Origin of the sequence: Amycolatopsis sp., from assembly GCF_035276945.1 — a bacterium.
Classification (GTDB): domain Bacteria; phylum Actinomycetota; class Actinomycetes; order Mycobacteriales; family Pseudonocardiaceae; genus Amycolatopsis_E.
The window spans coordinates 78,318-99,305 of sequence record NZ_DATELF010000185.1; the positions used below are offsets into that span (position 1 = coordinate 78,318).

Genomic DNA, 20,988 nt, shown 5'->3' on the forward strand with positions numbered 1-20,988 from the left:
AGGAGCGGGAAATGACCGAAACCCAGACGACGCGCGGGACCAGCGAGACGATCGACGAGTTCTTCGCCCGGTTCGGTGCAGGCGACCGGGCCGGCATGCTGGCCCTGTTCGCCGAGGACGCCGACCTGATGGTGGCCGGCGCCGGCATCGTGCCGTGGACCGGTCGCAGGCGGGGGCACGCCGAGATCGGCGAGTTCCTCGACAGCGTGCTGAACGACGTCAAGACCGAGCGGTTCGACATCGACCGCATCCTCGTCGAGCGGGACGGCTGCGTGGTGCTCGGCTCGTTCGCGCACCGGATCCTGCGCACTGGCAAGATCTTCGCTGGGCCGTTCGCACTGCACGTCGCGGTGCGGGACGGGCTGATCCGGACCTACCACATGTTCGAGGACAGCTACGCGGCCTCGGTCGCGTTCACCGAGTGAGTGTCGTCGGGCGAGGGGCCCCCGGCCCCTCGCCCGTTCCCGTCAGGTGACCGGGTCGGCGTCCCTGGGCAGGCCATTCGCGGCGCGCTGCCGGTCGCTGCCCCAGCTGGAAAGCAGGCGCAGCGCGTCGTCGGTCTCCGAGCCGGGCTCGGCGTTGAACACCATCACCAGGTGCCCCGATTCGTCGGACTGGCGTAGCGTCTCGTAGTTGAGAGTGAGCGTGCCCACCAGCGGGTGGCGCAGCCGTTTCGTCCCGTACGTGCGGTCGGCGACGAGGTGTTCCGACCACAGCCGGCGGAACTCCTCGCTCTTGATGGACAGCTCGCCGACCAGGGTGGTCAGCTGAGCGTCGTCTCGCTGCCTGGCGGTGTGCAGCCGCAGGTATGCCGTGGTCGTACGGGCGATCTCCGGCCAGTCGACGAAGACCTTCTTGGCCCCCTCGTCCAGGAACACGAACCGCGCCATGTTCCGCTGCTCCACCGGCTCGGTGACCACGTCCTCGAAGAGGATGCCGGCCAGCCGGTTCCAGGCCAGCAGGTTCATGGCCCGGTCGAGCAGGTAGGCCGGGCCGCCGTCGATGCCGGTGACCATGCGCGCCAGCGCCGGCCGCACCGGCCTGCCCGACAACCCGGCCGCCGCGACCGGGGGGCGCCGGGACGGCCGGACGGCCACCAGGTCGCGCAGATGTGCCCGCTCGTCGGCGTCCAAGCGCAGTACGTCGGCCACGGCGCCCAGCACCGAGTCCGACACCTGCTGGGTCCTGCCCTGCTCGAGCCGGACGTAGTAGTCGCTGCTGATCCCGGCGAGCTGGGCGACCTCTTCGCGACGCAGGCCCGCCACGCGCCGTCGCGCGCCGGAGCCCGGCAGGCCGACGTCCTCCGGGCGCAGCCGCGCCCGGCGTGAGCGGAGGAATTCCCGGAGTTCACCGCGCTGGTCCATGTGTGTCAGTATCCACCAAACCGCCGCCGGCCACTGTGGTCCTGTGGAACCTATGATTGCGCAACCCAGGAAGAATCCGGCCTGGTTACCCCCGGTCGTGGCGCCGACGATGGGCAGCGGACGGACATCGTATCCGTCGCATTCCAACGACTTCTCCGATCCGGACGGGGTAAATCATGACGACGTCGGAAGACATCGTGCCCTCGGTGACGGGCGATGAACGGATTGGCCGCCGGGGGGCGCTGCGGCTCGCCGTGCTGCTCGTCGCCCAGTTCACGATCGCCCTCGACTTCTCCATCCTCAACGTCGCGCTGCCGGACATCGGCAGAGGGCTCAATCTCGCGTTGGGCGACCTGCAGTGGGTGGTGACCCTGTTCGCGCTCACCTCCGCCGGGTTCACCCTGCTGTTCGGCCGGGTGGCCGACCTGCTCGGCAGGCGCCGGATGTTCCTGACCGGCATCGTGCTGCTCGGTGTGTCGTCGCTGCTCGGCGGGCTCGCCAACAGCGTGACGGTCCTGCTCGTTGCCCGGGTGCTGCAGGGCCTGGCCACGGCGATCGTGGCGCCGGTGGCGATGGCGCTGCTCACCACCACCTTCCCCGAGGGGCCGCGGCGGCAGAAGGCACTCGGTCTCGGTGGCGCCATGCTGTCCGCCGGATTCACCATCGGCGCGGTGCTCGGCGGCGTGCTGACCGGTCTGCTGAGCTGGCGGTGGGCGTTCCTGATCAACGTGCCCGCCTGCGTGATCGTGCTGGTGGTCGCGCCGATCCTGATCAGCGGGCGGGAACGGCGCGAGCCGGCCAGGCTCGACGCGGGGGGCGCGGTCACGATCACCACGGGCCTGCTCGCCCTGGTGTACGGAATCACCTCCGCGGGCACCAACGGCTGGGGTCACGCCCTGACCGTGGTTTCGCTGGCCGTCGGCGTCGTGTTGCTCGTGGCGTTCTGGCTGATCGAGCTGCGGGTGCCGCAGCCGCTGGTCTCGCTGCGGGTGCTGCGCACGCCGACGGTGAAGTGGGGCAACGGCGGTGGCCTGCTCACCTTCACCATGTTCAGTGCGGTGATCTTCCTGATGACGCTGTACCTGCAACGCGTCCTCGGCTACTCGCCGCTGGTCACCGGGCTGGCCTTCGGTGTGCAGGGGGTGACCGCGTTCTTCGCGGGCATCTTCGCCCCGAAGATCATCGGCCGCTTCGGCAACAGCCGGACGACCCTGTTCTGGGCGCTGCTGTTGCAGGCCGTGGCGACCGGCGCGCTGTTCGCGCTGGGTGACGGGCGGCAGTGGCTGACGCTGATGATCGTGGCCACCGCGGTCGGCGGCTTCGCCCACGTGCTCAGCGTGGTGTCGTTCATGGTCACCGCGACGTCCGGGCTGTCCGACCACGAGCAGGGCCTGGCCACGGCGATGACCTCGCTGACTCAGCAGGTGGGCATCACGATGGGGATCCCGATCCTGAGCGCGGTCGCGACCGCGCGGATCAACGGGATGTCTCCCACGCACTCGCAGGCCCAGTCGGTGCTGGGCGGCACCAGCTACGCGATCGCGGTGGACGCGGTCATCGTGCTGGCCGGCGCGCTCCTCATCGGGTACTTCCTGCGCAAAGCCGGGCGTGTCGTGGACCCCGGAGCCACCACCGGCGGGTGACCTTTCCTTCCCCCTGTCAAGGTCGCCCGTTGTCCTGGGCCGGCCGCCGCGTGGCGGCCGGCCCCTCCGGCATCTGCATCAGGCGCCGCAACTTGTCGATGTCCGCCGTCGCCTCGGGCAGGTAGAGCAACAGCGAAATGTCCTCGCGCCCGGAGAGTTGCCACACGTGCGTCTGGAACGTCATCCGCCCCACGCATGGATGCTGCACTTCCTTTCGCCTGCCACGCATCTCCAGCACCTCATGGCTGTTCCACAGCCGCGAGAATTCCTCGCTGCGGCCGGAGAGAAACGCGGCCAGTTCGGTGAATCGCGGGTTGTCGAGGTTGCGCACCATGGTCGCCCGGGACTGGGCGACCATGAGCTTGGCGATCATCTCCGACTGGACGTACCGGGAACGGCAGTTCTCGTTGGTGAAGAAGGCGACCAGCAAGTTGTCGTCGGATACGTCGAGACCGAAGACCTCACGCGCCACGCGGTTGCAGGACAGGATGTCCCAGAACTCGTTGAGCACCAGCGCCGGGCTGGGTAGCCAGCCGTCCACGAGGTCGCGCAGATCGGATTCGGTGTCCAGCTTGCCGAGCTGCGTGGGATCGCTGATCGTGGCGATCTTCAGTAGCCGGTAGAAATAGACGTGCTCGGATGCGCTCAGTCGCAGCGCCCTGCTGATCGCCCGCGCGACGGACTCCGAGACCTTGATGTCTCTGCCTTGTTCGAGCCAGGTGTACCACGAGGTGCCGACCCCGGCGAGCACGGCGACCTCCTCCCGGCGCAGTCCGGGAGTCCGCCTTCGGCCGGAGATGGACAGGCCGACCTCGGTGGGCGACAACCTCGCCCGCCTGGTCCGGAGAAAGTGACTCAGTTCCAGCAGTCTTCGTTCGGTTCCCCCAGTTAGCCCCATGGACGCATGTTGTCCCAGCCTTTCCGGAATTGTCAAGGCGGCCGACGGTGGGTGATTCCAGCGACGCGTTGTGTCATTTTTTCAAGTCTGATCGATGAGCTACGCGTTAACTGATGCTGCCAGCTTTTCCCGCGGTCTGGTTCCCCGCTGGTGTGTCGCGGCCGGTCTGGCGCGAGGTGGACGTGGTGGATCAGGCTGCGCGGCGCGCGTGACTGTTAGAGTGCGGAACTCGCCGGTTTCACCACGACGAACCATCGTCGCTTGTTCGAAACCTCCCGTTGACAATAGGGGTTCCGCTGGGCAGCGGATCTCGAATTGGATTCACATTCGGCGGCGGCCGTGCCGTTCGGTGACGGCGAGGTTGGCGAGCGCGTGCCGTCCTCTCGGCTCGCCGCGCGCCCTGGTGCCAGGATGCGCGCAGCGGCACTGCCCGACCGCGCGGCGCTCAACCAAGACCCGCCAACCAAGCCTCTCCAATTCGCGGGGCCCGCGCCGCCGGACCTCGGCCCGCCGGGGCGGGCCGGGAACACCGCTCGCCGCACAGTTTCATTCTCGGTGAGTACTGGCGAGGACCGTTCAGCCAACCGGTGCCAGGTCGTAGTTGATGGGGTGTGCGATGGCGGCGGGAGTGGCGATTTCGCCGGGTCGGAGTTCTCCGCCGAGTCGCCCGGCGGTGTTTGCTCTGTATTACGGTTAACGCATCGTAGATCTTACCGGCCTGGGGCAAGATGTTTTCGGTGATTTTTTCGAGCGTGATATTACGCAAAAGGAGGGATATCGGTGTGTAAATGGCGAATTCTTGCTTGATCCGTTGGACGAGTTCGGCCGCCAGCCGCGAATCGAGCCCGCAAATTGTCAGCGGTTTGGTGCGAGCGACGTCGGCCGCTGGCAAGCCCAGGATCGTGGCGGCCGGACCGGTGAGGTGTTCCTGCGACTGTTCCCGTGCCCTTGGCGGTTTCGGGGATGGTTGTGGCATGGCCTGAACAACCGGGTTGGTGCGCTCGCGCCGGGCGGGCGCCGCCGGTGAGGAGCCTCCGGCCACCCCTTGCGATGCCGAGGTGTTCGGGCGAGTTGTCGAGTGCTTTGCCACTTTGCCAAGCCAGTACCGGCGCCGCTGCCACGGATAGGTCGGGATCGACGGAGGACCGCCCACGCAGCCTCGCAATGCTGTCCAGTCCAGTTCGTGCCCGGTCGCACAGACGGCGCCGGCCGACTCGAGCAGGGTCACCCGGTCCGGGCAGTCCCGGCGCAGTGAGGGCAGCGCGATACCACCGTGTGCCGAGCCTTCGATGATCTCATTGATCGCGTTGACCAGTACCGGGTGAGGGCCTATTTCGATGAGCACCGTTTCCCCGTCGGCCGGTAGCGAACGCACGGCGGCAGAGAAACGCACCGTGTCCCGCGGGTTGCGGCTCCAGTACGCCGTGTCGAACCCGCTGCCGTCGGTGCTCGCGTTGGTGACTGTCGAATGCACCGGAGTCCGGCCGGGGCGCGGTTCTCTATCGGCAAGCGCCGGTATCAGGTCGTCACGTAGCGGATCCATCTGCGGGCTGTGGGAGGCGAGGTCCACATCGATCGTGCGGCAATGGACCGCACGATCCCGCACTCTGCTGACTGTCGAGTCACCTCGGGTGCTCGCGGCCGCTGGTCCGATCGCGGCGCTCAGGAAGCGGCGTCCCTGGTCGGCAGGTCTTGAGTCTGCCAACTGTTACGGAGCTGCCAGTGAAGATGCTGGCTACACGATCGTGCCGCTCGGCGGACGGCATGGCTGGCGCGGCAAGTCCGACCGTCCGGCGACCGTGGCGTTCGTGCTGACCGGGGTCGAAGACGTCAGCCGCGCAGTCGCCGACTTCGTGCACCTCGTGACGGTCTGGCGCGCCCTGCCGTATCTGGATCCGGGCCTGCCGCTCGATGCCCTCCCCGCCGATTGGGAGGGCGTCGCGGCGGAAGAACTGTTCTTCGCGTTGCGGGCGAAGCTTGCGGGCCCTGCTCGCGAGCACGCCATGAGTGTTCTGTGGTCGCGCGGCTGAAGGACCTGCGCCCTCGTTTGCACGAAAGCGGCTGGTCACTCTCCCTCAGCGGTGGTGCAGTGCGGCGGTCAGCGCGGGCTCGAGCTCGCGGACGGCGGGATGGGAGCTCCACCGGCGCAGTGTGACGGCGAGCTTCCGGACGTCGGTGAGGATGGTCGCCGACCCGACCTGCGGAAACTGGCCGAGGATCGGCCGGGCCAGCGCGCAGGCATGCTCGAGTTCACCGGCAGCGGCGTGCGCGAGCGCCCGGCGGGCGCCGAACCGGGTTTTCGCCCGTGTCGCCGCAACCGGGATCCGCTCGATTTCCCGGTCCAGCACTTCCGTTGCGGCGACCGGCCTGCCAAGGTCGTAGAGGCACCAGCCGGTGACGATGGCGACCGGATCGGACACGTGCGAGGTGCCGATCACCGGCCCGTCCGGCTGGTCCGTCCGCCCGTCCCGCAGCAGGCGCCCGGCGCGGTCCAGCGCGTGCAGGCAGGCGTCGTAGTCGCCGGCGAGGGCATGCCCCTGCGCCTCGCGCTGGGCGGCGAGCCCGAGGATGCGCGCCGGAATGTCCGGCCGTGCCTGCGCCTGCCGCGCCAAGGCCACAGTGGTCGCGGCGTCCCCGCGGTACAGGCTGATCAACGCCCGCCGGACCAGCGCATAGCTGGCCATGTAGTCGTCGCCGGCCGCGGTCGCGGCCTCGACCGCCTTGCCAGTCCACCACTCCGCGGCCTCGACGTCCCCGGCTTCCTGGGCCATCCAGCCGGCGAACTCCGCGGTGCGGGAGGCCAGCAACGCGACTTCGGCCGACTCGCGGCCGTGCACCTGCCTCGACAGCGACCGCAGAGCCTGCGCCTGGCCGACGAGCATCGGCAGCACGGCCGACGGCGGCGCGACCTGACCGAGCGCGCGGGCGGAGTCGAACAGCCGCCGGTGGTGCCGTAACTGCTCGCCGGCGTTCGCCACCGGTGCGGGCAACGCCGCGGGAATCCCCAGTCCCGCAAGCATCGCCGCGCCGCCCAGCAGAACATCGCGCCTGCCGATCCGTGCGAAGGAACTGCCGCCCCCGGGTGTCATCGACATCAGCCAAACCTCCTCTTCGCCGGCGTCGGGTGGCGGTTCCGGCGCGCCCTGGGACGCAGCCGGCCTAATCATCGCGACCAGGGTTCCCTTCGCGTCGAGTTCCGCGTCGCACCGGCGGACGAACTCCGGCGAAGGGGCCTGGGCGCCGGTCTCGATCCGGCTCACATGGCCTTTGCTGTAGTAGAGCCGCCGCGCGAACTCGCTCAGCGAAATTCCCCGCGCGGTGCGCAGCGCGCGCAGCCGTGGACCGAACATCTCGGGAAGAGACGACATCGACGCTCCGCCTTTCTCTCCGCCACCGGCGATCGGACGACCATCGGTGGTGTGCTCCATTCTCTCGCCGCCCGGCAAGCCGATGCGCCGGTTTCCCGTGCGGGCCGGAAGCCGGAAACGGGAAACGGCCGGGTCGCCGCTTCCGCTACGTGGCTCGGGCCAGCTCGACGGCGGCGATGGACAGGTTGTCCTCGGCCCCGGCGTCGTACACCGCGTCGCGGAGGCCGGTGACGAGGTCGTGCAGTCCGGCCGTGCGGCAGAGTTTGCGGAACAGGGCCGGGTCGAGCATGGCGGTGACCCCGTCCGTGCACAGCAGGAACCTCGCCGGCCGACCGTCCAGTTCGACTTCCGTGACGTGCGGACGGAAACGGCCGCCCGGCGGATCGCCGAGCGCCTGGGTGAGCCTGTTCGTCGCCGTGCCGTCCGGTGCTTTCGCGGTGTCGTCGACGCTGAGCTGTTCGACGTAGCCGTCGGTGATCCGGTAGACCCGGCTGTCGCCGACGTTGAAGCACCGCATCCGGTCCGCGGCGACGGTGATTCCGGCGATCGTCGTGCCCATGCCGGTGGTGCGCGGATCGCGGCCGGCCGCTTCGAAGACCGCGTCGTTGACCGCCACCAGCCCGGCGCGCAACGTCTCCACGTCCGTCCAGTCGTGGTACCGGCTGACCGTGTGCGCGAGTGCGAGCGAGCTCGCCAGCTCGCCCGCGGCGTGACCGCCCATGCCGTCGGCGACCGCGCACAGGGCCGGCGTCGTGACGTCCGCCCGCAGTTCCACCAACTGCGGGCGCGGCGTCTGGCTCATCCATTCGAACACCACCACGGCATCCTGGTTGCCGGGCCGGACCCGCCCGCGCGCGGTCATGGCCACCGCTCGCGCCGTGGTCATGAATCCGGTCGCATTCGGACGGTCGCGTTCAGGTCGGCCGCGAACCTGACCACGTCGCCGTCGACGAGCCGCAGGGCGTCCCCGGTCGGCAGTTTCCGGTCGTTCACGTAGGTGCCGTTGAGCGAGTTCTGGTCGCGTACCCAGAGTTCTTCGCCCTTGCGCCAGAGCACCGCATGGCGGCGTGAGACGTTCGAGTACGGGTCGATGAGCGGAGCGAGATCGCCACATTCGTCGGACCGTCCGATCAGGACTTCCCCGGCGCCGACGAGCACCGGTCCCCACGGGAACTGTAGAACTCCCATGGCATCCGTGCCCGGGTCCCGGGTGGTCTTGGCCGCTCCCGGTGCCGGTCCGACCGCGTGGACCGCGCACCTGCCGTCGACCAGCGGCATGTCGCAGCCCGGCGCACCGCAGCGGCCGGGATCGGCATCCGGTTCCGGGGCGATCGGCTCGGTCCAGGGCACGAGAAACTCCATGCACACCGGGCAGAACCGCTGGTCGGCGTTCTCCTGCGGGCCATGCTGCGGACAGCTCAGGGTCGCCATGACGCCTCCTCCAGCCCGACGCCCCGTTCGGCCAGCGCCTGCCGCAACCGGGACAGGTCGCCGCGGCGTGGCACGCCGATCAGCCAGACCCGGTCGTCGTCGACCTGGAGCTGCAGGGCGGGACGGTCCGGTTCGGCGTTCACCCATCGCCGGTAGCGCTCGTGCCCGCGCTCGCTCAAGGGCACCAGTTTCTGGTTCGCCGACCCCCGCCAGACCAGACCGGTCGGCTCGCCGGCGCGGTACGGCCCGGTGATGATCGCGTCGATCAGCGCCGGCACTTCCGGGCACCGGCCGGCGAACTCGCCGTACTCGGTGCCGGTGTAGCACAGCACGTCCCAACCGTAGGCGCGGCGGAACCCGTCCAGCCCGCGCACCAGCTCGGTCAGCGCTCCGGGCTGCTCGGACGGTTCGCCGCCGCTGATGGTGACGCCGTCGACGAGTTCGGGATCCACGGACGCGCACCGGTCCAGTACCTCGGCCACCTCGATCTCATTGTCCTTTATGGACTTCCAAGTGTCCCGGGCGGCACAGCCGGGACAGGCGATCGTGCACCCCTGTGTCCAGATGCCGATTCTCCTGCCGGGGCCGAGCACCGTCACCGGGTGGTGCATCCGGGCCAGGCGCAGCTTCATTTCACCACCACCGTCCAGTTCTGGCCCTCCTGCTCGAACCGCTCGACGGTGATCGTGTCGCCCGGCTCCGGTGGGGTCGAAAACAGCGCCCGGGCCAAGGGGTTCACCAGGTAGCTCTCGATCGCGGACACGATCCCGCGGCCGCCGTTGGACAGGTCGAAGGTGGCGTGCTCGCGCAGTTCCTCGCGCGCTTCCCCGGAGAACTCCAGTTTCGCGCCGTACAGCCGGAAAACCGTGTTGACAACCCGCGTTATGGCTCTGGCCGCTATCTCGGCCGCCACCTCCTCGCGCAGGAAGTCGAACACCACGATGCTCTGCCGCACCCGGTTGAACAGCTCGGGACGGCCGAGCTGGTACCGGAAGAACACCTCGATGTACTCGCGGACCCGCTCCTCGATTTCCGGCAGCTCGAAGTCGGCGGTCACGTTTTCCGTCGGTTTACCCTCGTCGTCGGGCACGATGATGCCGAGGTTGGTGGTGAACACGATGAGCGCTTCGGTGAAGTAGACCGTGCCGCCCTGGCCGTCGGTGAGCCTGCCGTCGTCGAGGATCTGCAGGAACTTGTCGAGCAGCCGCGGATGGGCCTTTTCGATCTCGTCGAACAGCACCACGCGGAACGGCTGCTGGCGGATTCCGTTGGTCAGCTCACCGCCCGCGTCGTGGCCGACGAAGCCCGGGGGCGCGCCGATCAGCCGTGCCTCGGTGTGCTCGGCGGCGAACTCGCTCATGTCGAACCGCAGGTAGGCGTTGTCGTCGCCGAACAACAGCTCGGCCAGTGCCTTCGCCAGTTCGGTCTTGCCGACCCCGGTCGGCCCGGCGAAGAGCAGCACTCCCCGGGGTGCGTTCCGGCTGCCGGTGTGCGCCCCCGCGAGTCCCGTCACGGAACGGGCGAGGATGTCCAGCACGCGGTGCACGGCGTCGGACTGGCCGAGGACCCGCGCACCCAGGTTCTCTTCCGCGTCGAGCAGGCGCGCCCGCAGGGCCGCGCTTTGCCACGGGTTGTCGGGCACGCCGACCCGGTACGCCCGGATGGCGTCCTCGATCCGGTCGCCCTTGAGCCCGGATGCCGTCGCCAGCCGCACCACGTCCCGCATGCTGCGCAACCGCATCCCATGGCTGGCGTCGGCGAACCGTTTGGCCAGCTTGGCGCGTTCTTCCGGGTCCGGTGGCGCGCCCGGCAGCAGGTCGACCAGATCGGCCGCGGTTTTTTCCCTGCTTTCGAGGTCTGGTTCGGGGATCGCCGTCACGCGCAGCGTGTGGTTGCCGGTGACGAACCACGCCGGCAGGTCGTGCTTGCCGTCGACCACCCAGAACACCGTGTTGTATCCGGCTCCCACCGGCGTCGCCGTATAGGACAGCCGGTCCGCCGTGGCCATCAGCAGCCGTTCCTCGGGGGAGGCCAGCAGTTCGGTGACGCACAGCCGGGCGGCGTCGGCCATGACCAGGGCGATCGGCGGAAGGCCCGCGCGTTCGCGCTCGGGGTCCACCACCGCGGTCAGGACGTCGCGAACCATCGACAACGGGAGCTGACGCCCGGGCTCGGCGCCCGCCGTGCGCAGGGCGGCGGCGACCTCGGGCGGCTGCTTGCCGGCCGGGGCGAAAAGCCGCACCCCGACACCCGAGGTGTAGGTGAGCATCGCGCCGTATTCGTGGCTCCGCAGGACGCTCCACAGGCCCTCGGCCAGGTTCATGAACCGCACGGCGCCACCGGCCGCCGGGTCGGGCAGCCGGTACAGGTCGTGTACGTTCCCGGCGAGCACGATCTGCGGGTGGGCGCACAGGGCCAGGTCGACCTCACGTAGCCACGGGGGTCGGCAGTCCGCCTCCGGTGCCGTCATCGCCGCATCTCCCGCGCGTTCTGCCGGCGGACGCCCGCGGCGGCGACGGGGAGCAGGTTTTCGGCCACTTCCGCGACCGCGCCCTGTCCTGGCGGCCGGAGGTTCGGGATGCCCGACGTGATGCCGTGCTTGCGCAGCCTCGCCAGCAGGTCCGGGTAATGGGCGCAGAATCCCTTTTCCGCGTCGATGTCCGTGCTCGCGTCCGCCTTGACCTGGTCGGACCGCACCACCTGGGTCCGCAGCGCCGCCTGCTCTGTGTCCAGGAGCACCTTCACCGCGTACCCCGGGAGATCCGGCGCGCTCGCGTACGCCGCACCCTGGTCGACCAGGACGGTCTCGAAGCCCTCGCTCACCGTGTAGCCGAGGTCGTTCAGACTCAGCCGCATCGCGCTGGCGACCGCCTTGCGGCGGTGGGCGCGGTTCGCCCGCTCCACCAGGACGATCACCCGGTCCGCCAGCCCCTCGGGCAACTGCCGGGCGCGGGACTCGGAGAGCCGTGCGATCTCCTGCCGCACCGCGGTCGCTTCCGCCCCCGCGACCGTTTCCAGCTTGGCGGAAAGCTCTTCCAGCGCGACGCGCGTGCGGCGAACCGCTTGTTCCGCGTCGGCTTCCCGGCGGACGCGCCGGGTGAGGTCGGCGAGCAGCAGGCGTGCCCTGGCCTCCGACTCCGTGGCGGAGATCTCCGCGACCGCTTCGCGGCAGGCGGCCCGGGTCTTCGCGGGTGCCTGCGGTGGCAGGAGGGCCAGCGTTTCGGTGGCGCGGCGGACCAGCCTGCGGCGCACCTCCTCGGCCCGCTGGCGCAACTCGATCTCCTGCTGCTCTTCGGTGGTCGGCCTGCGCGTGAACTCCCGCGCCGGCTTCGCCCGGCCGGCCGCCTGGGGTGCCGAGTCCACGGCACCGGCGATGGCGCGCAGCGTGTCCCGCCGGGCGGCTTCGGCGACCGACTCCCGCAGCAGCCTGGAGTACTCGTCGACGATCCGCCGTGCCTGCCCGGCGGCCGCCGTGATCTTGGCGGGTGCCGAGCGGGTGGACGCCCTGGGGCAGGCGGGGATCTTGACGATCTCCTCGCCGAAGACGTCACGGTAGGCCTGCGCTTCCGCGCGCAGGGCGGTCAGTTCGGCCCGCTGCGCGGCATAGACCTCCCATGCTTCCTGCTGCTCACGGCGGTGGCGTTCCTCGGCGGTTTCGACGACGTAGGTGACGGCGGTGATCGAACTCAACGGGATCCTTCCCTCAGATGGACAGCCAGGTGGTCATCGGGTCGGGCAACCAGGACGGCAGCTGCCAGCCGCCCAGCAGGTGCCCGGACCGCAGGACGAGCAGAGCGAGCACCACGAACACGGCCGCCCGCTTGATGTTCGTGCCCAGCCTGCCGGTACCGGCCGCGGTGCCGCGGCGGGCGATGGCCGCGACCCGGTTGGCCAGGAACAGGCCGGCCAGGCCGGTGATGACGACCGTGACGACCATGCCGTCCTGGCTCTTGATCAGCAGGCCGTTGAGCGCGGCCAGACCGGCCTCGGCGCCGGTCCGCCATTCCATCGGGAAGCCGATCAGGTCGGCGCGCCCGGCCGCCGTCGTGACCGCCAAAAAGACACCCGCGCCCACGGCGATCAGGCGGGCGCGCCTGCCGGCAAGGGCCGGATCGCGCGGCCGGAACAGGGCGCAGGCCAGCAGGACCGCCACCGGGAACAGGATCCGGAGCTGGAGGTTCGTGGTGAACGCGGCCAGCGCGACCGGACTGGCGACGATCTGCTTTCCCAGCACGACCGCCTGGACCGCGACGAACGTGCTCGCCGCCGTCAGGACGAGCGCCAGCAGCCATGCGGCGAACTCGCGGCCGATCTGCCGGGTGCGTGTGGCGGCGCCGCGGAGCGCGATACGGGTCTGCTCGCGTGCCTTTTCCCGCGCCTGTGCGGCCTCGGTCTTCTTGGCGGCTCGAGCCTTTGCGCCGGCCGCCTGGGCGCGCCTGGCCGTCGCCGAGGCGAGCACCAGCGCGACGAGCCGGCTCGGCTGCTCGCCCTCGAGGCCCTCGTCGCGCAGCTTCCGCCACCAGTCCACTTCGGCCGCGACACGGTCGCCGGCCACCTGTCTTCGCAGCGTGGCCGCGAACGACTCGTCGACGAGCGTCCGTACCAGGGCGGCGCCCGCGGTGGTCAGGTCGCCGCCCGGGGAAACGTCCGCGGACCGCAGGGCGACGGCCCGCTGCTCGAGCAGGTGCCTGGCGGTGTCGATCCGGCCCGCGGCCGAGCCCAGCACCGCACAGCCGTTTTCCGCGGTGGCGCAAGCGGGATGTGCCGTGCACCGGTGCCTGCCGAACACCCGCAGGTGGGTGCTGTCCAGCCGGGCGAGGAGGTCGGCGGCTTCCCCGCCACCTGCCGCGGCCGCGGCCAGCGCCGTGATGCCCGCCGCGTCCGCTGCCCAGCCCTGGAAGCCCGGCCGCAGCTCCGGGGTCACCCAGGAGACGAACCGTGCCGCCCGCAGGCTCGCCTCCGCCCGGTCCGCCGGGTCCTTGCGGAACAGGTCCTTCGGCAGGTCGACGTCGGTGAAGTTGTCCTCCAGCCAGTCCGCCAGTGCCAGCCGGTCGTCCCGGCTGCCGAACAGCCGGGCGGCGGAGACCCAGTTCTCGCTCAGCGCGAGCGCGATCTCGCCGGGGGAGCGGCAGGCGTTGCCGGCGATCTCGATCGGCGGCGCGATGCGCCGCGGCTTGGCGCCGGCGAACCGGCCGCTGTGGACCGCCGGGGACTCGTCCTCCAGCCAGGCCCCGACCTGTTCGGAGCCCCACCGGTAATCGGGCGCGAAGGTCAGCAGGCCCGAGCACAGCATGCGCCACCGCGGGTCATCCACTTCGGACAGATCGACCCCGTGCTGGGTGAGGTGATCGAACAGCGCGCGGTCGTCGTCCAGGGACTCGTTCATGATCCCCGCGTTGGGGTTGTGCCCGATCAGCGCTTCGGCGATGACGACACCGAGCGACCACCAGTCCTGCGCCGCGTCGCGGCTCTTCGCCCACCACGTTTCCGGAGCCTGGTATTCGGCGGTGCCCGCGCGCCGGGTGGACAACCGGGTCGCCCTGATCTCCGCGACCAGGCCGAAGTCGCACAGCACGAGGTCCAGCGGATCCCGTTCGCGGACGAGGATGTTCTCCGGTTTGACATCCCGGTGCGCGAGGCCCGCCGAGGCGCCGTGGCTGACCGCGGTGTGCAGGTGGTCGAGCGCGCCGGTCAGCTCGACGAGGATCTCGCGGACCAGTTCCCCGGGCAGCTTGGGCCCTTCGTTCCTGATCAGGTCGCGCAGCGAGCCACCGGGGGCGTACTCGAGCACCTCCCAGCTCACCGACGTGCCGTAGCGGTTGGTGTGCTCGCCCCAGTCGGTGATCTTGATCAGGTGCCGCTCGTCGGCTCCCTGCAACGCGGTCAGTAGTTCGGGGTCGGGGCGGATGGCGCTGTTGTACAGCTTCACGACGTGGGTCGTGCCGTGCTCCCGGTGGCGGACCTTCATCACCAGGTGCGCTTCGCCGCCCGTGCCGATGTTGCCGCCCTCCAGCGGTTCGTAGCGCTCGAAGACGGGCGCGGGCAAGCCGCCGGTGTCCGCCGGGGTGTCGAACTCCTGCTGCTCGCCAGGCAGGTCACGCCGCGTCGGCTGGGGACCGGACAAGTCCGGGTGATCGCGGCGGGTGGGTCGCGGGCCCGGAGAGCCCGGGTCGTCGCGTCGGGTCGCCGCCTGGGGTGGCGCGTCCCGGCGGGTCGGTCTCGCCTCGGTCACGGGTTCCTCCTCGTTCTGATGGTGAGCCGGCCGGAGGCGAGCTCGGCCGCGGACGCTTCCGCCGCGCAAAGCCGGTCGCGGGCCCGCTCGAACCGTTCGCGCAGCCCCGCGGGGACGCCCTCGTCGAGGGCCTGCCGCTCACGCTGGAGCGCGAGGGACAGCAGGACCCCGCGGCCGGCCTCCGCGGCGACGACGGCCTCGGTGACGCGGTGGTCGCCGACGAGCGCGCGGACGGCTCTGCCGAGAATCCCGCCCGACGCCCTGCGCAGGGCCAGTTCGGCGTAGCCGCGGTCGAGCTGGGCGCCGGCCAGCCGGTAGAGGCGGCTGATCACGAGCCGGTGTGCGTCCGCCGAGTCCTTCGCGGAGCCGTGCGCCCAGGCCCAGCGGGCCCAGAGCAGGGCGGCGTCGTAGCCCCACACCACGCTGGAAGCGGTCTCCTCCGCGCCCGCGCGGGCCGCCTTGGTGGCGCGCAGCCGGTCCTCGGTCTGTCCGGAAAGGACAGCGCGATGCTGGAGCGCCATCGCCAGCCGGGCCGCGGCGATCGCCCGGACCTCGGGGGCGGACAGCCGTTCACGGAGCCTGATCAGGATGTCCTCGGCCTCGTCCAGGTCGGCCGGATCGCCCTCGGCCGAGCCCCGGGCGACCAGGGCTTCGGCGAGGCAGGTGGTGATCGCCAGTGCGTGCCGGTTGGTATCGCCGAACCTCGCGATCGCCCGTCGCAGCTGCCGGACGGCCTCGTCGAGGTCGGCCCGGGTGCCGAGGCCGAGGCCGTAGCGGTCCAGGAGGCATTGGCCGGCGACGGCCCCCGCCTGCCCGGCGAGCTCGCTGTCCGAGGTCTCGCCGACCGCCCGCGCCAGGTGCATCGCCTCGTCGAGATCCTCCTGTGCGCCGGCGACGCCGGCGAGCTGACGCGTGCGGAACCGTATGCTGTGCAGCTGTGCCAGGCTGATGACCGTGACCTTGTGGAGCGAATCGTCATCGTGTATACCGGCGAGATCCACGCGCAGCATTTCGATCTGCTCGTCCATCAACCGCAGATCGCCACTGGAACCGTAGGAGACCGCGTGGCGCAGCATCGCGGCGCCGACCTCGGCGTGCTGGAATTTCTGCCTGATCGGAACAATGGTGGACACTTCACCGTGTGTTGCCGTCGCGGGCGCGGCCGGTACTTTCCCCCATTCCTCGCTGAGCAGGAGTTTCGCCTGGTCGCGGATTCGCGCGAACTCGGGAACCAGCTCGGAAAATGCGCCGGAATCGATGTTCGCGAAAAGTTCACGGGCACGCTCTGCGTCCTGCGGGTCGACGGAGGAGCGTGTCGAGTGCCGGGCGGTCAGCGCCATCGCGAGCCCGGACCAAACCAGTTCGGCCGTCATCCCGCGCGCCCCAGGCCCGGCCGGGGGGAACCGGCCGGCGGCGCGCTCGAGCACCTCGATCCCCTCGTCCAGCAACGCGGACTGCCCGGTCCGCTGTGATTCGGCGAGCAGCCCGAGCCCGAGTTGCAGCAACAGCGTCGCGCCCCGCACCGAATCGAGGGGTTTCCGTTCGTGCAGCTCACGCAGGATTTTCACGGCCTCGGCGAGGTCGTGGGACCGCTGGCGGGCGAGCAGCGGCCCGACGAGCATGCGTTGCGCGAAGAAGTGCAGCTGGTGCCGTGGCGGGGTGGTGTGCACCGCCTCGGCCAGCAGTTCCGCGCTCTCGTCGAGGTCCGTTCGCGATCCGGTGTATTGGTACCGCACGAGCAGCACGCCCGCGAGGTCGACCAGCGCGGCGGCGCGCTGTGCTCGCCGGGAGCCCGCTCCCGCCAGTTTTTCGCGTGCGGCGCGGACCAGCGCGTCGGCTTCCTGCGGCGGCACGCGCTCGTGCAGCACCTGAAACAGGTTTCGCGACATGGTCTGGTCCTTGTGGCGGTTGTTTTCCGGCCGGTTTGCGAAAACAATGGAGGGCAAGCTCCGACGGAGCACTCTCGTTCATCGGGAATCGATCCGGCAAGTCCTACCGGCGAGTAGTAAAAAATGTCGTCAGAATCCGCGCCGGGCAATTAGTGGACACGCCGGAGCCCGGTTGACAAACCATGGACAATAAATGGGCGCGGCGCGTGCCCGCGCGACATCCGCGGACATGGAGGGAAGGATGACGGCGTGCCCGGAGCCGATTTCGAGGGAGTTTTCAGCGGGGATGTGGGGGCGGTGCCCCCGGACCGCGCCGAGGTGATCCGCCAGGCCGACGCCGCTCGTGCCGACTACGCGCGCACGGGTGCGGCAGCGGCGGCTGACCGGGCGGTGCGGTTGTGGGACGCCGTGGTCGCGGTCGATCCACGAGCCGATCACCTCGCGGAGTTGGGTGACGCACTGCTTGACCGGTACGAGGTGTGCGGCGACGGGGAAGATCTCCGCCGTGCCCGCCATGCCTGTACGGAGGCCGTGCGGCAGGACCGCGACCCGGCGTTCCTGAACAACCTCGGCAACTGCCTGCGCCTGTGCCACAGCGATCTCGCCGACCCGGGCGCGCTCGGCGAGGCGTGCGACGTGCTCGAGGAGTCGGTGAGCCGGACCGTCGAAGACGATCAGGACCGACTGGTGTACCAGGACAACCTGGCCCTGGTCCTGGCCGAGCGGTTCGCCGTGTCGGGTTCGTTCGCCGACCTGTGGCGGGCGTGCCGACTGCACGAGGAAGTAGTCGCCCGTGTGTCGCCCGAAGACGAGAACTTCGCGCTGTTCCACAACAACTTCGGCGGCTGCGCACTGGAGATGTTCACACGGTCGGGAGATGACGAGCACCTGGCCCGTGCGGCGGAAGCGTTTCAGGCGGCGGTGGACCACACCCCGGAAGGTGCTCCCGAACTACCGATGCGGCTGGCGAACCTCGCGGGCGCGTGGCACGACCGGTACGACCTCGGGGACCGGTCGGTGGATCTCGACGACATCGTGGAGCTCGCCGAGCGCGCGGTCCGGCTCAGCCCGCCCGGGGCGGCGGACCTGCCGCGACGGCTGTGCGTCCTTGGCGACACCCTGCGCGCCCGCTACGACGCGACCGTGCAGGTCGCCGACATCGACCGGGCGATCGAGTGTTACCGCAGGGCGGGGTCGGAGCCCTCCGCGCACACCCGTGCGGTGCGCGACAACAACCTGGCCTTGGCTTGTCTGACCCGGTACGAGCGGCAGGGCCGGTCCGGCGACCTGGAGTTGGCCGTGGAGGCGGCGGAGCGGGCCGTCGCGGGCCTGCCGGACGGCGCCCCGTTGCTGGCACTGTGCCAGGACACCCTGGCTTCCGCGTGGCTGGCACGGTACCGGCACGGCGGGCATCTCGATTCGTTGCACCGAGCCGTGGACGTGGCCGGGCAGTCCGCGCGGCGGACGCCGTCGGCGGACCAGGCGCGCCCGGGGCGGCTGCGGCACCTCGGTGCCGCCCTCGCGCACCGCTGGTACGCGCTGGGAAATCCGGCCGATCTGCACGCCTCCGTCGAGGCTGTTGCGGCGGTGGCCGGCGCCCCGGAGAACACCGGCACGCCCGGCTCGGCCACCGCGTCCAACGACTACGGGGTCGTCCTGCGGGACCGTTACGAGCACACCGGCGACCCCGCCGATCTCGACGAGTCCGTCCGCCACCTGCGGATGGCGGTCCATTGTGGAGAAAAGGCGCGGTTGCCGCCGTACCTGGACAACCTCGGCCATGCGTTGAGCCTCCGTTACGCCCGCACAGGCCTGGCCGCCGATCTCGACGAGGGAATCCGGACCTTCGTGCGGGCGGCGACGTTGCGCGCGGAGACGGGGCAGGCCGGAGCCGGTTCGCCCAACCACGCGGGCCTGCTACTCGAGAAGTTCGAACGAAGCGGCGATCTCGAGCACTTGGAGGAAGCGCTTTCGGAGTATCGGGAAACACTGGCCGAGACGCCGCCGAACGCTCCCGCGCGGGCAGGACTGGTCAACGACTTGGGAAACGCCTTGCGGGTGAGGTTCGAGCACACCGGATCGGAGTCCGATTTGGACCAGGCGACGGTGGCCTTCCGGCGGGCGCTGGGCCTTGTCCCGCCGAGCGCTCCGGCCCGCGCGACCTATCTGGACAACCTGGCCAACTGCCTGGTCGACCGCTACCGCACCGGCCGTGATCCGGCCCTGCTCGACGAAGCCGTGGAGACCTTCACCGCCGCGTTGACCGCCTTGCCCGGATCCACGCCCGGCCGGGCCCGTGTCCAGGCCAACCTCGCGGGCGCACGCTGGCATCGCTGGACGGAACATCGCGACGAAAGCGACCTCGAGTCCGCGATAGACACCTTTCGCGAGGTGCTGGCGCACAGCGACGTAACCGCGTCGGGCAGTGCCCGGTGGTTGAACAACCTTGCGGTGGCCGTCGCCGCCCGGTACCACCTGCACGGAGATCCGGCCGACCTCGCCGAGGCCACCGAGACCTACCGTGCGGCCTGCACGCTCGGCGCGGAGACCGACGCGCGGTGGAGCCTGATGGCGGCACGTAACTGGGGGCGGTGGGCGATGGAACGCCAGGACTGGGCCGGGGCCGCGCGGGCGCACCGGTTCGGCCGGAATGCGGTCAACCTGTTGTTCACCACACAGAACCGGTTGGCACACAAGGAAACCTGGCTTCGTCAGGCCACGGGGCTGGCGGTGGAAAGCGCGGTGACCGCCGTGCGGCTCGGTACGAGCGAGGACGCCGTGCTGGCACTGGAAGAGAACCGGGCGCGGGTGCTGGCCGAGGCACTCGCCCTCGACTCGGCCGACCTGGCCGGAACAAGAGGGGAGGACCGTGTGGGGCAGCCGAACCCGTTCGACGAGATCCGGGCGGCGCGACGGGAGTTCGACGAGGTCGTCGCGGAGATCCGGGAGGTGCCCGGCCATCGCGACTTCCTGGCGGAACCGACGTTCGAGGACATCGCGCTCGCCGCGAGGGACCGGACGCTGTGTTACCTCACCGCGGCGGACGACGACGGTCTGGCCCTCGTCGTCGACGGAGACCGCGTGGTGTCGATCCCGCTTCCCCGCCTGACCACGGACGCCGTGTACGCCGCGGTTTCCGCCCACCTGGACGGCTATCGGGCCTTCCGGGCGCGCGGCGAGGCGGCCGCGGAGCCGTGGGCCGCCGAACTCGACAAGCACATGCGCTGGTTGTGGGACGCAGCGATGGAACCGGTGCTGGGCCGGGCGGGCGCCGGTACGAAGATCACCGAGATCACGGTGATCGCGGGCGGGCTGCTGGGTCTGCTCCCGCTGCACGCGGCCTGGTGCCCGGACGAGTCCACTGTGACCGGACGCCGGTACGCGATCGACCTCGCCGCGATCAGTTACGTTCCCAACGCGCGATCGCTCACCGCCGCCCGGGAGCGGGCGGCCCGCGTGGGATCCCGCCGCCTGCTCGCGGTGGCCGATCCCCAGCCGCTGCCCGAGGGCATGGAGCCGCTGAAATTCGCCCGGCTGGAGGCGGACGCCGTCACGACCGCGCTGCCCGCCGGGCCGGTGGCACTGGCCGGCGAGGACGCCACGGCCGGCCGGGTCCGCGCCGAACTGGCCTCCGCCGAGGTCCTGCACTTCGCCTGCCACGGTTTCGCGGACCTCGTGTCCCCTTTGGACAGTCATCTGGTGCTGGCCGGGGGAGCGCGCCTGACCCTGCGGGACCTGCTGGCGCTGAAGGTGGACGCACGGCTCGCCGTGCTCTCGGCGTGTGAAACCGCCATGCCGGGGACCGAACTGCCGGACGAGGTGCTCGGGTTGCCGACGGGACTGTTGCAGGCCGGCGCGGCCGGTGTGGTCGCCTCCGGCTGGGCGGTGCACGATCTGTCCACGGCCATGACGATGACCGACTTCTACCGGCGGTGGCTCGACGGCGACGAGCCGGCGGAGGCGTTACGGCAGGCGCAACGGTGGATTCGCGACAGCACCAACGAGGACAAGCTGACGATGTGGCGGACCATGCCGGGACTGCCGGCGGAGGTCCTGGAGCACTTCGAGGACGAACTTTCGCTGCGCGAGGAGGCGGACCGGGACGAGTCGCCGATCCACCGGTGGGCGGCGTTCCAGCACATCGGCGTCTGAGCACGGGAGGC

At 70.5% G+C, this 20,988-nt stretch carries 15 protein-coding genes; 4 read left to right on the forward strand and 11 right to left on the reverse strand.

Annotation, left to right across the window (positions count from 1 at the left end; translation table 11 throughout):
• The first annotated feature begins 11 nt into the window (after window positions 1–11).
• Window positions 12–425: a nuclear transport factor 2 family protein gene (locus VJT49_RS34550; RefSeq protein WP_324169200.1), complete on the forward strand. Its 414-nt coding sequence runs from the start codon at window positions 12–14 to the stop codon at window positions 423–425.
• Between the two features lie 42 nt (window positions 426–467).
• Here VJT49_RS34550 and VJT49_RS34555 read toward each other — a convergent pair whose 3' ends face one another.
• Window positions 468–1,364 (reverse strand): helix-turn-helix transcriptional regulator, encoded by an 897-nt coding sequence (locus tag VJT49_RS34555; RefSeq protein WP_324169201.1) that lies wholly within the window; start codon window positions 1,362–1,364, stop codon window positions 468–470.
• A 176-nt stretch (window positions 1,365–1,540) separates the two neighbouring features.
• On the opposite strand from VJT49_RS34555, the gene VJT49_RS34560 reads away from it, so the two are divergent.
• A complete protein-coding gene (locus VJT49_RS34560; protein ID WP_324169202.1) occupies window positions 1,541–3,007 on the forward strand; it encodes an MFS transporter in 1,467 nt (488 codons plus the stop codon).
• A gap of 16 nt (window positions 3,008–3,023) precedes the next feature.
• Here VJT49_RS34560 and VJT49_RS34565 read toward each other — a convergent pair whose 3' ends face one another.
• Window positions 3,024–3,905, reverse strand: a complete 882-nt coding sequence (locus VJT49_RS34565) for a helix-turn-helix transcriptional regulator (protein ID WP_324169203.1) — start codon at window positions 3,903–3,905, stop codon at window positions 3,024–3,026.
• A gap of 445 nt (window positions 3,906–4,350) precedes the next feature.
• The gene (locus VJT49_RS34570) at window positions 4,351–5,511 is read right to left on the reverse strand and encodes an acyl carrier protein (protein WP_324169204.1); all 1,161 of its coding nucleotides are present in this window, start codon (window positions 5,509–5,511) and stop codon (window positions 4,351–4,353) included.
• A gap of 25 nt (window positions 5,512–5,536) precedes the next feature.
• Here VJT49_RS34570 and VJT49_RS34575 point away from each other — a divergent pair, with 25 nt between their 5' ends.
• Window positions 5,537–5,935 carry a PaaX family transcriptional regulator C-terminal domain-containing protein gene (locus tag VJT49_RS34575; protein WP_324169206.1) on the forward strand — a complete coding sequence of 133 codons (399 nt, stop codon included), beginning with the start codon at window positions 5,537–5,539 and terminating at the stop codon, window positions 5,933–5,935.
• 45 nt (window positions 5,936–5,980) lie between these two features.
• Here the strand turns inward: VJT49_RS34575 and VJT49_RS34580 are convergent, their stop codons facing one another.
• The 8 genes from VJT49_RS34580 to VJT49_RS34615 all read right to left on the reverse strand — a co-directional run bounded on the left by VJT49_RS34580 (window position 5,981) and on the right by VJT49_RS34615 (window position 16,825).
• The gene (locus VJT49_RS34580; RefSeq protein ID WP_324169207.1) at window positions 5,981–7,273 is read right to left on the reverse strand and encodes a helix-turn-helix transcriptional regulator; all 1,293 of its coding nucleotides are present in this window, start codon (window positions 7,271–7,273) and stop codon (window positions 5,981–5,983) included.
• Window positions 7,274–7,418: 145 nt separating this feature from the next.
• On the reverse strand, window positions 7,419–8,159 hold the full coding sequence (locus VJT49_RS34585) for a PP2C family protein-serine/threonine phosphatase (protein ID WP_324169208.1): 741 nt from the start codon (window positions 8,157–8,159) through the stop codon (window positions 7,419–7,421).
• Window positions 8,156–8,704, reverse strand: coding sequence for an FHA domain-containing protein (locus VJT49_RS34590; RefSeq protein WP_324169209.1), 549 nt, complete (start codon window positions 8,702–8,704; stop codon window positions 8,156–8,158). The genes VJT49_RS34585 and VJT49_RS34590 overlap by 4 nt, the downstream gene beginning before the upstream one ends.
• Entirely contained in the window at window positions 8,692–9,336 is a 645-nt protein-coding gene (locus VJT49_RS34595) for a 4Fe-4S single cluster domain-containing protein (RefSeq protein ID WP_324169210.1), read from the reverse strand. The genes VJT49_RS34590 and VJT49_RS34595 overlap by 13 nt, the downstream gene beginning before the upstream one ends.
• Window positions 9,333–11,174 carry an AAA family ATPase gene (locus tag VJT49_RS34600; protein WP_324169211.1) on the reverse strand — a complete coding sequence of 614 codons (1,842 nt, stop codon included), beginning with the start codon at window positions 11,172–11,174 and terminating at the stop codon, window positions 9,333–9,335. Before VJT49_RS34600 ends, VJT49_RS34595 begins: the two co-directional genes overlap by 4 nt.
• Window positions 11,171–12,394 (reverse strand): hypothetical protein, encoded by a 1,224-nt coding sequence (locus tag VJT49_RS34605; RefSeq protein ID WP_324169212.1) that lies wholly within the window; start codon window positions 12,392–12,394, stop codon window positions 11,171–11,173. The genes VJT49_RS34600 and VJT49_RS34605 overlap by 4 nt, the downstream gene beginning before the upstream one ends.
• A gap of 13 nt (window positions 12,395–12,407) precedes the next feature.
• A complete protein-coding gene (locus tag VJT49_RS34610) occupies window positions 12,408–14,936 on the reverse strand; it encodes a protein kinase domain-containing protein (RefSeq protein ID WP_324169213.1) in 2,529 nt (842 codons plus the stop codon).
• A complete protein-coding gene (locus VJT49_RS34615; RefSeq protein WP_324169214.1) occupies window positions 14,933–16,825 on the reverse strand; it encodes a hypothetical protein in 1,893 nt (630 codons plus the stop codon). Before VJT49_RS34615 ends, VJT49_RS34610 begins: the two co-directional genes overlap by 4 nt.
• Window positions 16,826–17,074: 249 nt before the next feature.
• On the opposite strand from VJT49_RS34615, the gene VJT49_RS34620 reads away from it, so the two are divergent.
• Complete coding sequence (locus VJT49_RS34620; protein ID WP_324169215.1) at window positions 17,075–20,977, forward strand: CHAT domain-containing protein; 3,903 nt, start codon at window positions 17,075–17,077, stop codon at window positions 20,975–20,977.
• The last annotated feature ends 11 nt before the right edge of the window (window positions 20,978–20,988 follow it).

What these genes read in the sequence shown, in the direction of transcription:
- VJT49_RS34580 (WP_324169207.1), bottom strand. Translation starts at nt 7,273, where the DNA reads ATGTCGTCTCTTCCCGAGATGTTCGGTCCACGGCTGCGCGCGCTGCGC.
- VJT49_RS34600 (WP_324169211.1), bottom strand. Translation starts at nt 11,174, where the DNA reads ATGACGGCACCGGAGGCGGACTGCCGACCCCCGTGGCTACGTGAGGTC.
- VJT49_RS34585 (WP_324169208.1), bottom strand. Translation starts at nt 8,159, where the DNA reads ATGACCACGGCGCGAGCGGTGGCCATGACCGCGCGCGGGCGGGTCCGG.
- VJT49_RS34550 (WP_324169200.1), top strand. Translation starts at nt 12, where the DNA reads ATGACCGAAACCCAGACGACGCGCGGGACCAGCGAGACGATCGACGAG.
- VJT49_RS34615 (WP_324169214.1), bottom strand. Translation starts at nt 16,825, where the DNA reads ATGTCGCGAAACCTGTTTCAGGTGCTGCACGAGCGCGTGCCGCCGCAG.
- VJT49_RS34590 (WP_324169209.1), bottom strand. Translation starts at nt 8,704, where the DNA reads ATGGCGACCCTGAGCTGTCCGCAGCATGGCCCGCAGGAGAACGCCGAC.
- VJT49_RS34560 (WP_324169202.1), top strand. Translation starts at nt 1,541, where the DNA reads ATGACGACGTCGGAAGACATCGTGCCCTCGGTGACGGGCGATGAACGG.
- VJT49_RS34555 (WP_324169201.1), bottom strand. Translation starts at nt 1,364, where the DNA reads ATGGACCAGCGCGGTGAACTCCGGGAATTCCTCCGCTCACGCCGGGCG.
- VJT49_RS34565 (WP_324169203.1), bottom strand. Translation starts at nt 3,905, where the DNA reads ATGGGGCTAACTGGGGGAACCGAACGAAGACTGCTGGAACTGAGTCAC.
- VJT49_RS34595 (WP_324169210.1), bottom strand. Translation starts at nt 9,336, where the DNA reads ATGAAGCTGCGCCTGGCCCGGATGCACCACCCGGTGACGGTGCTCGGC.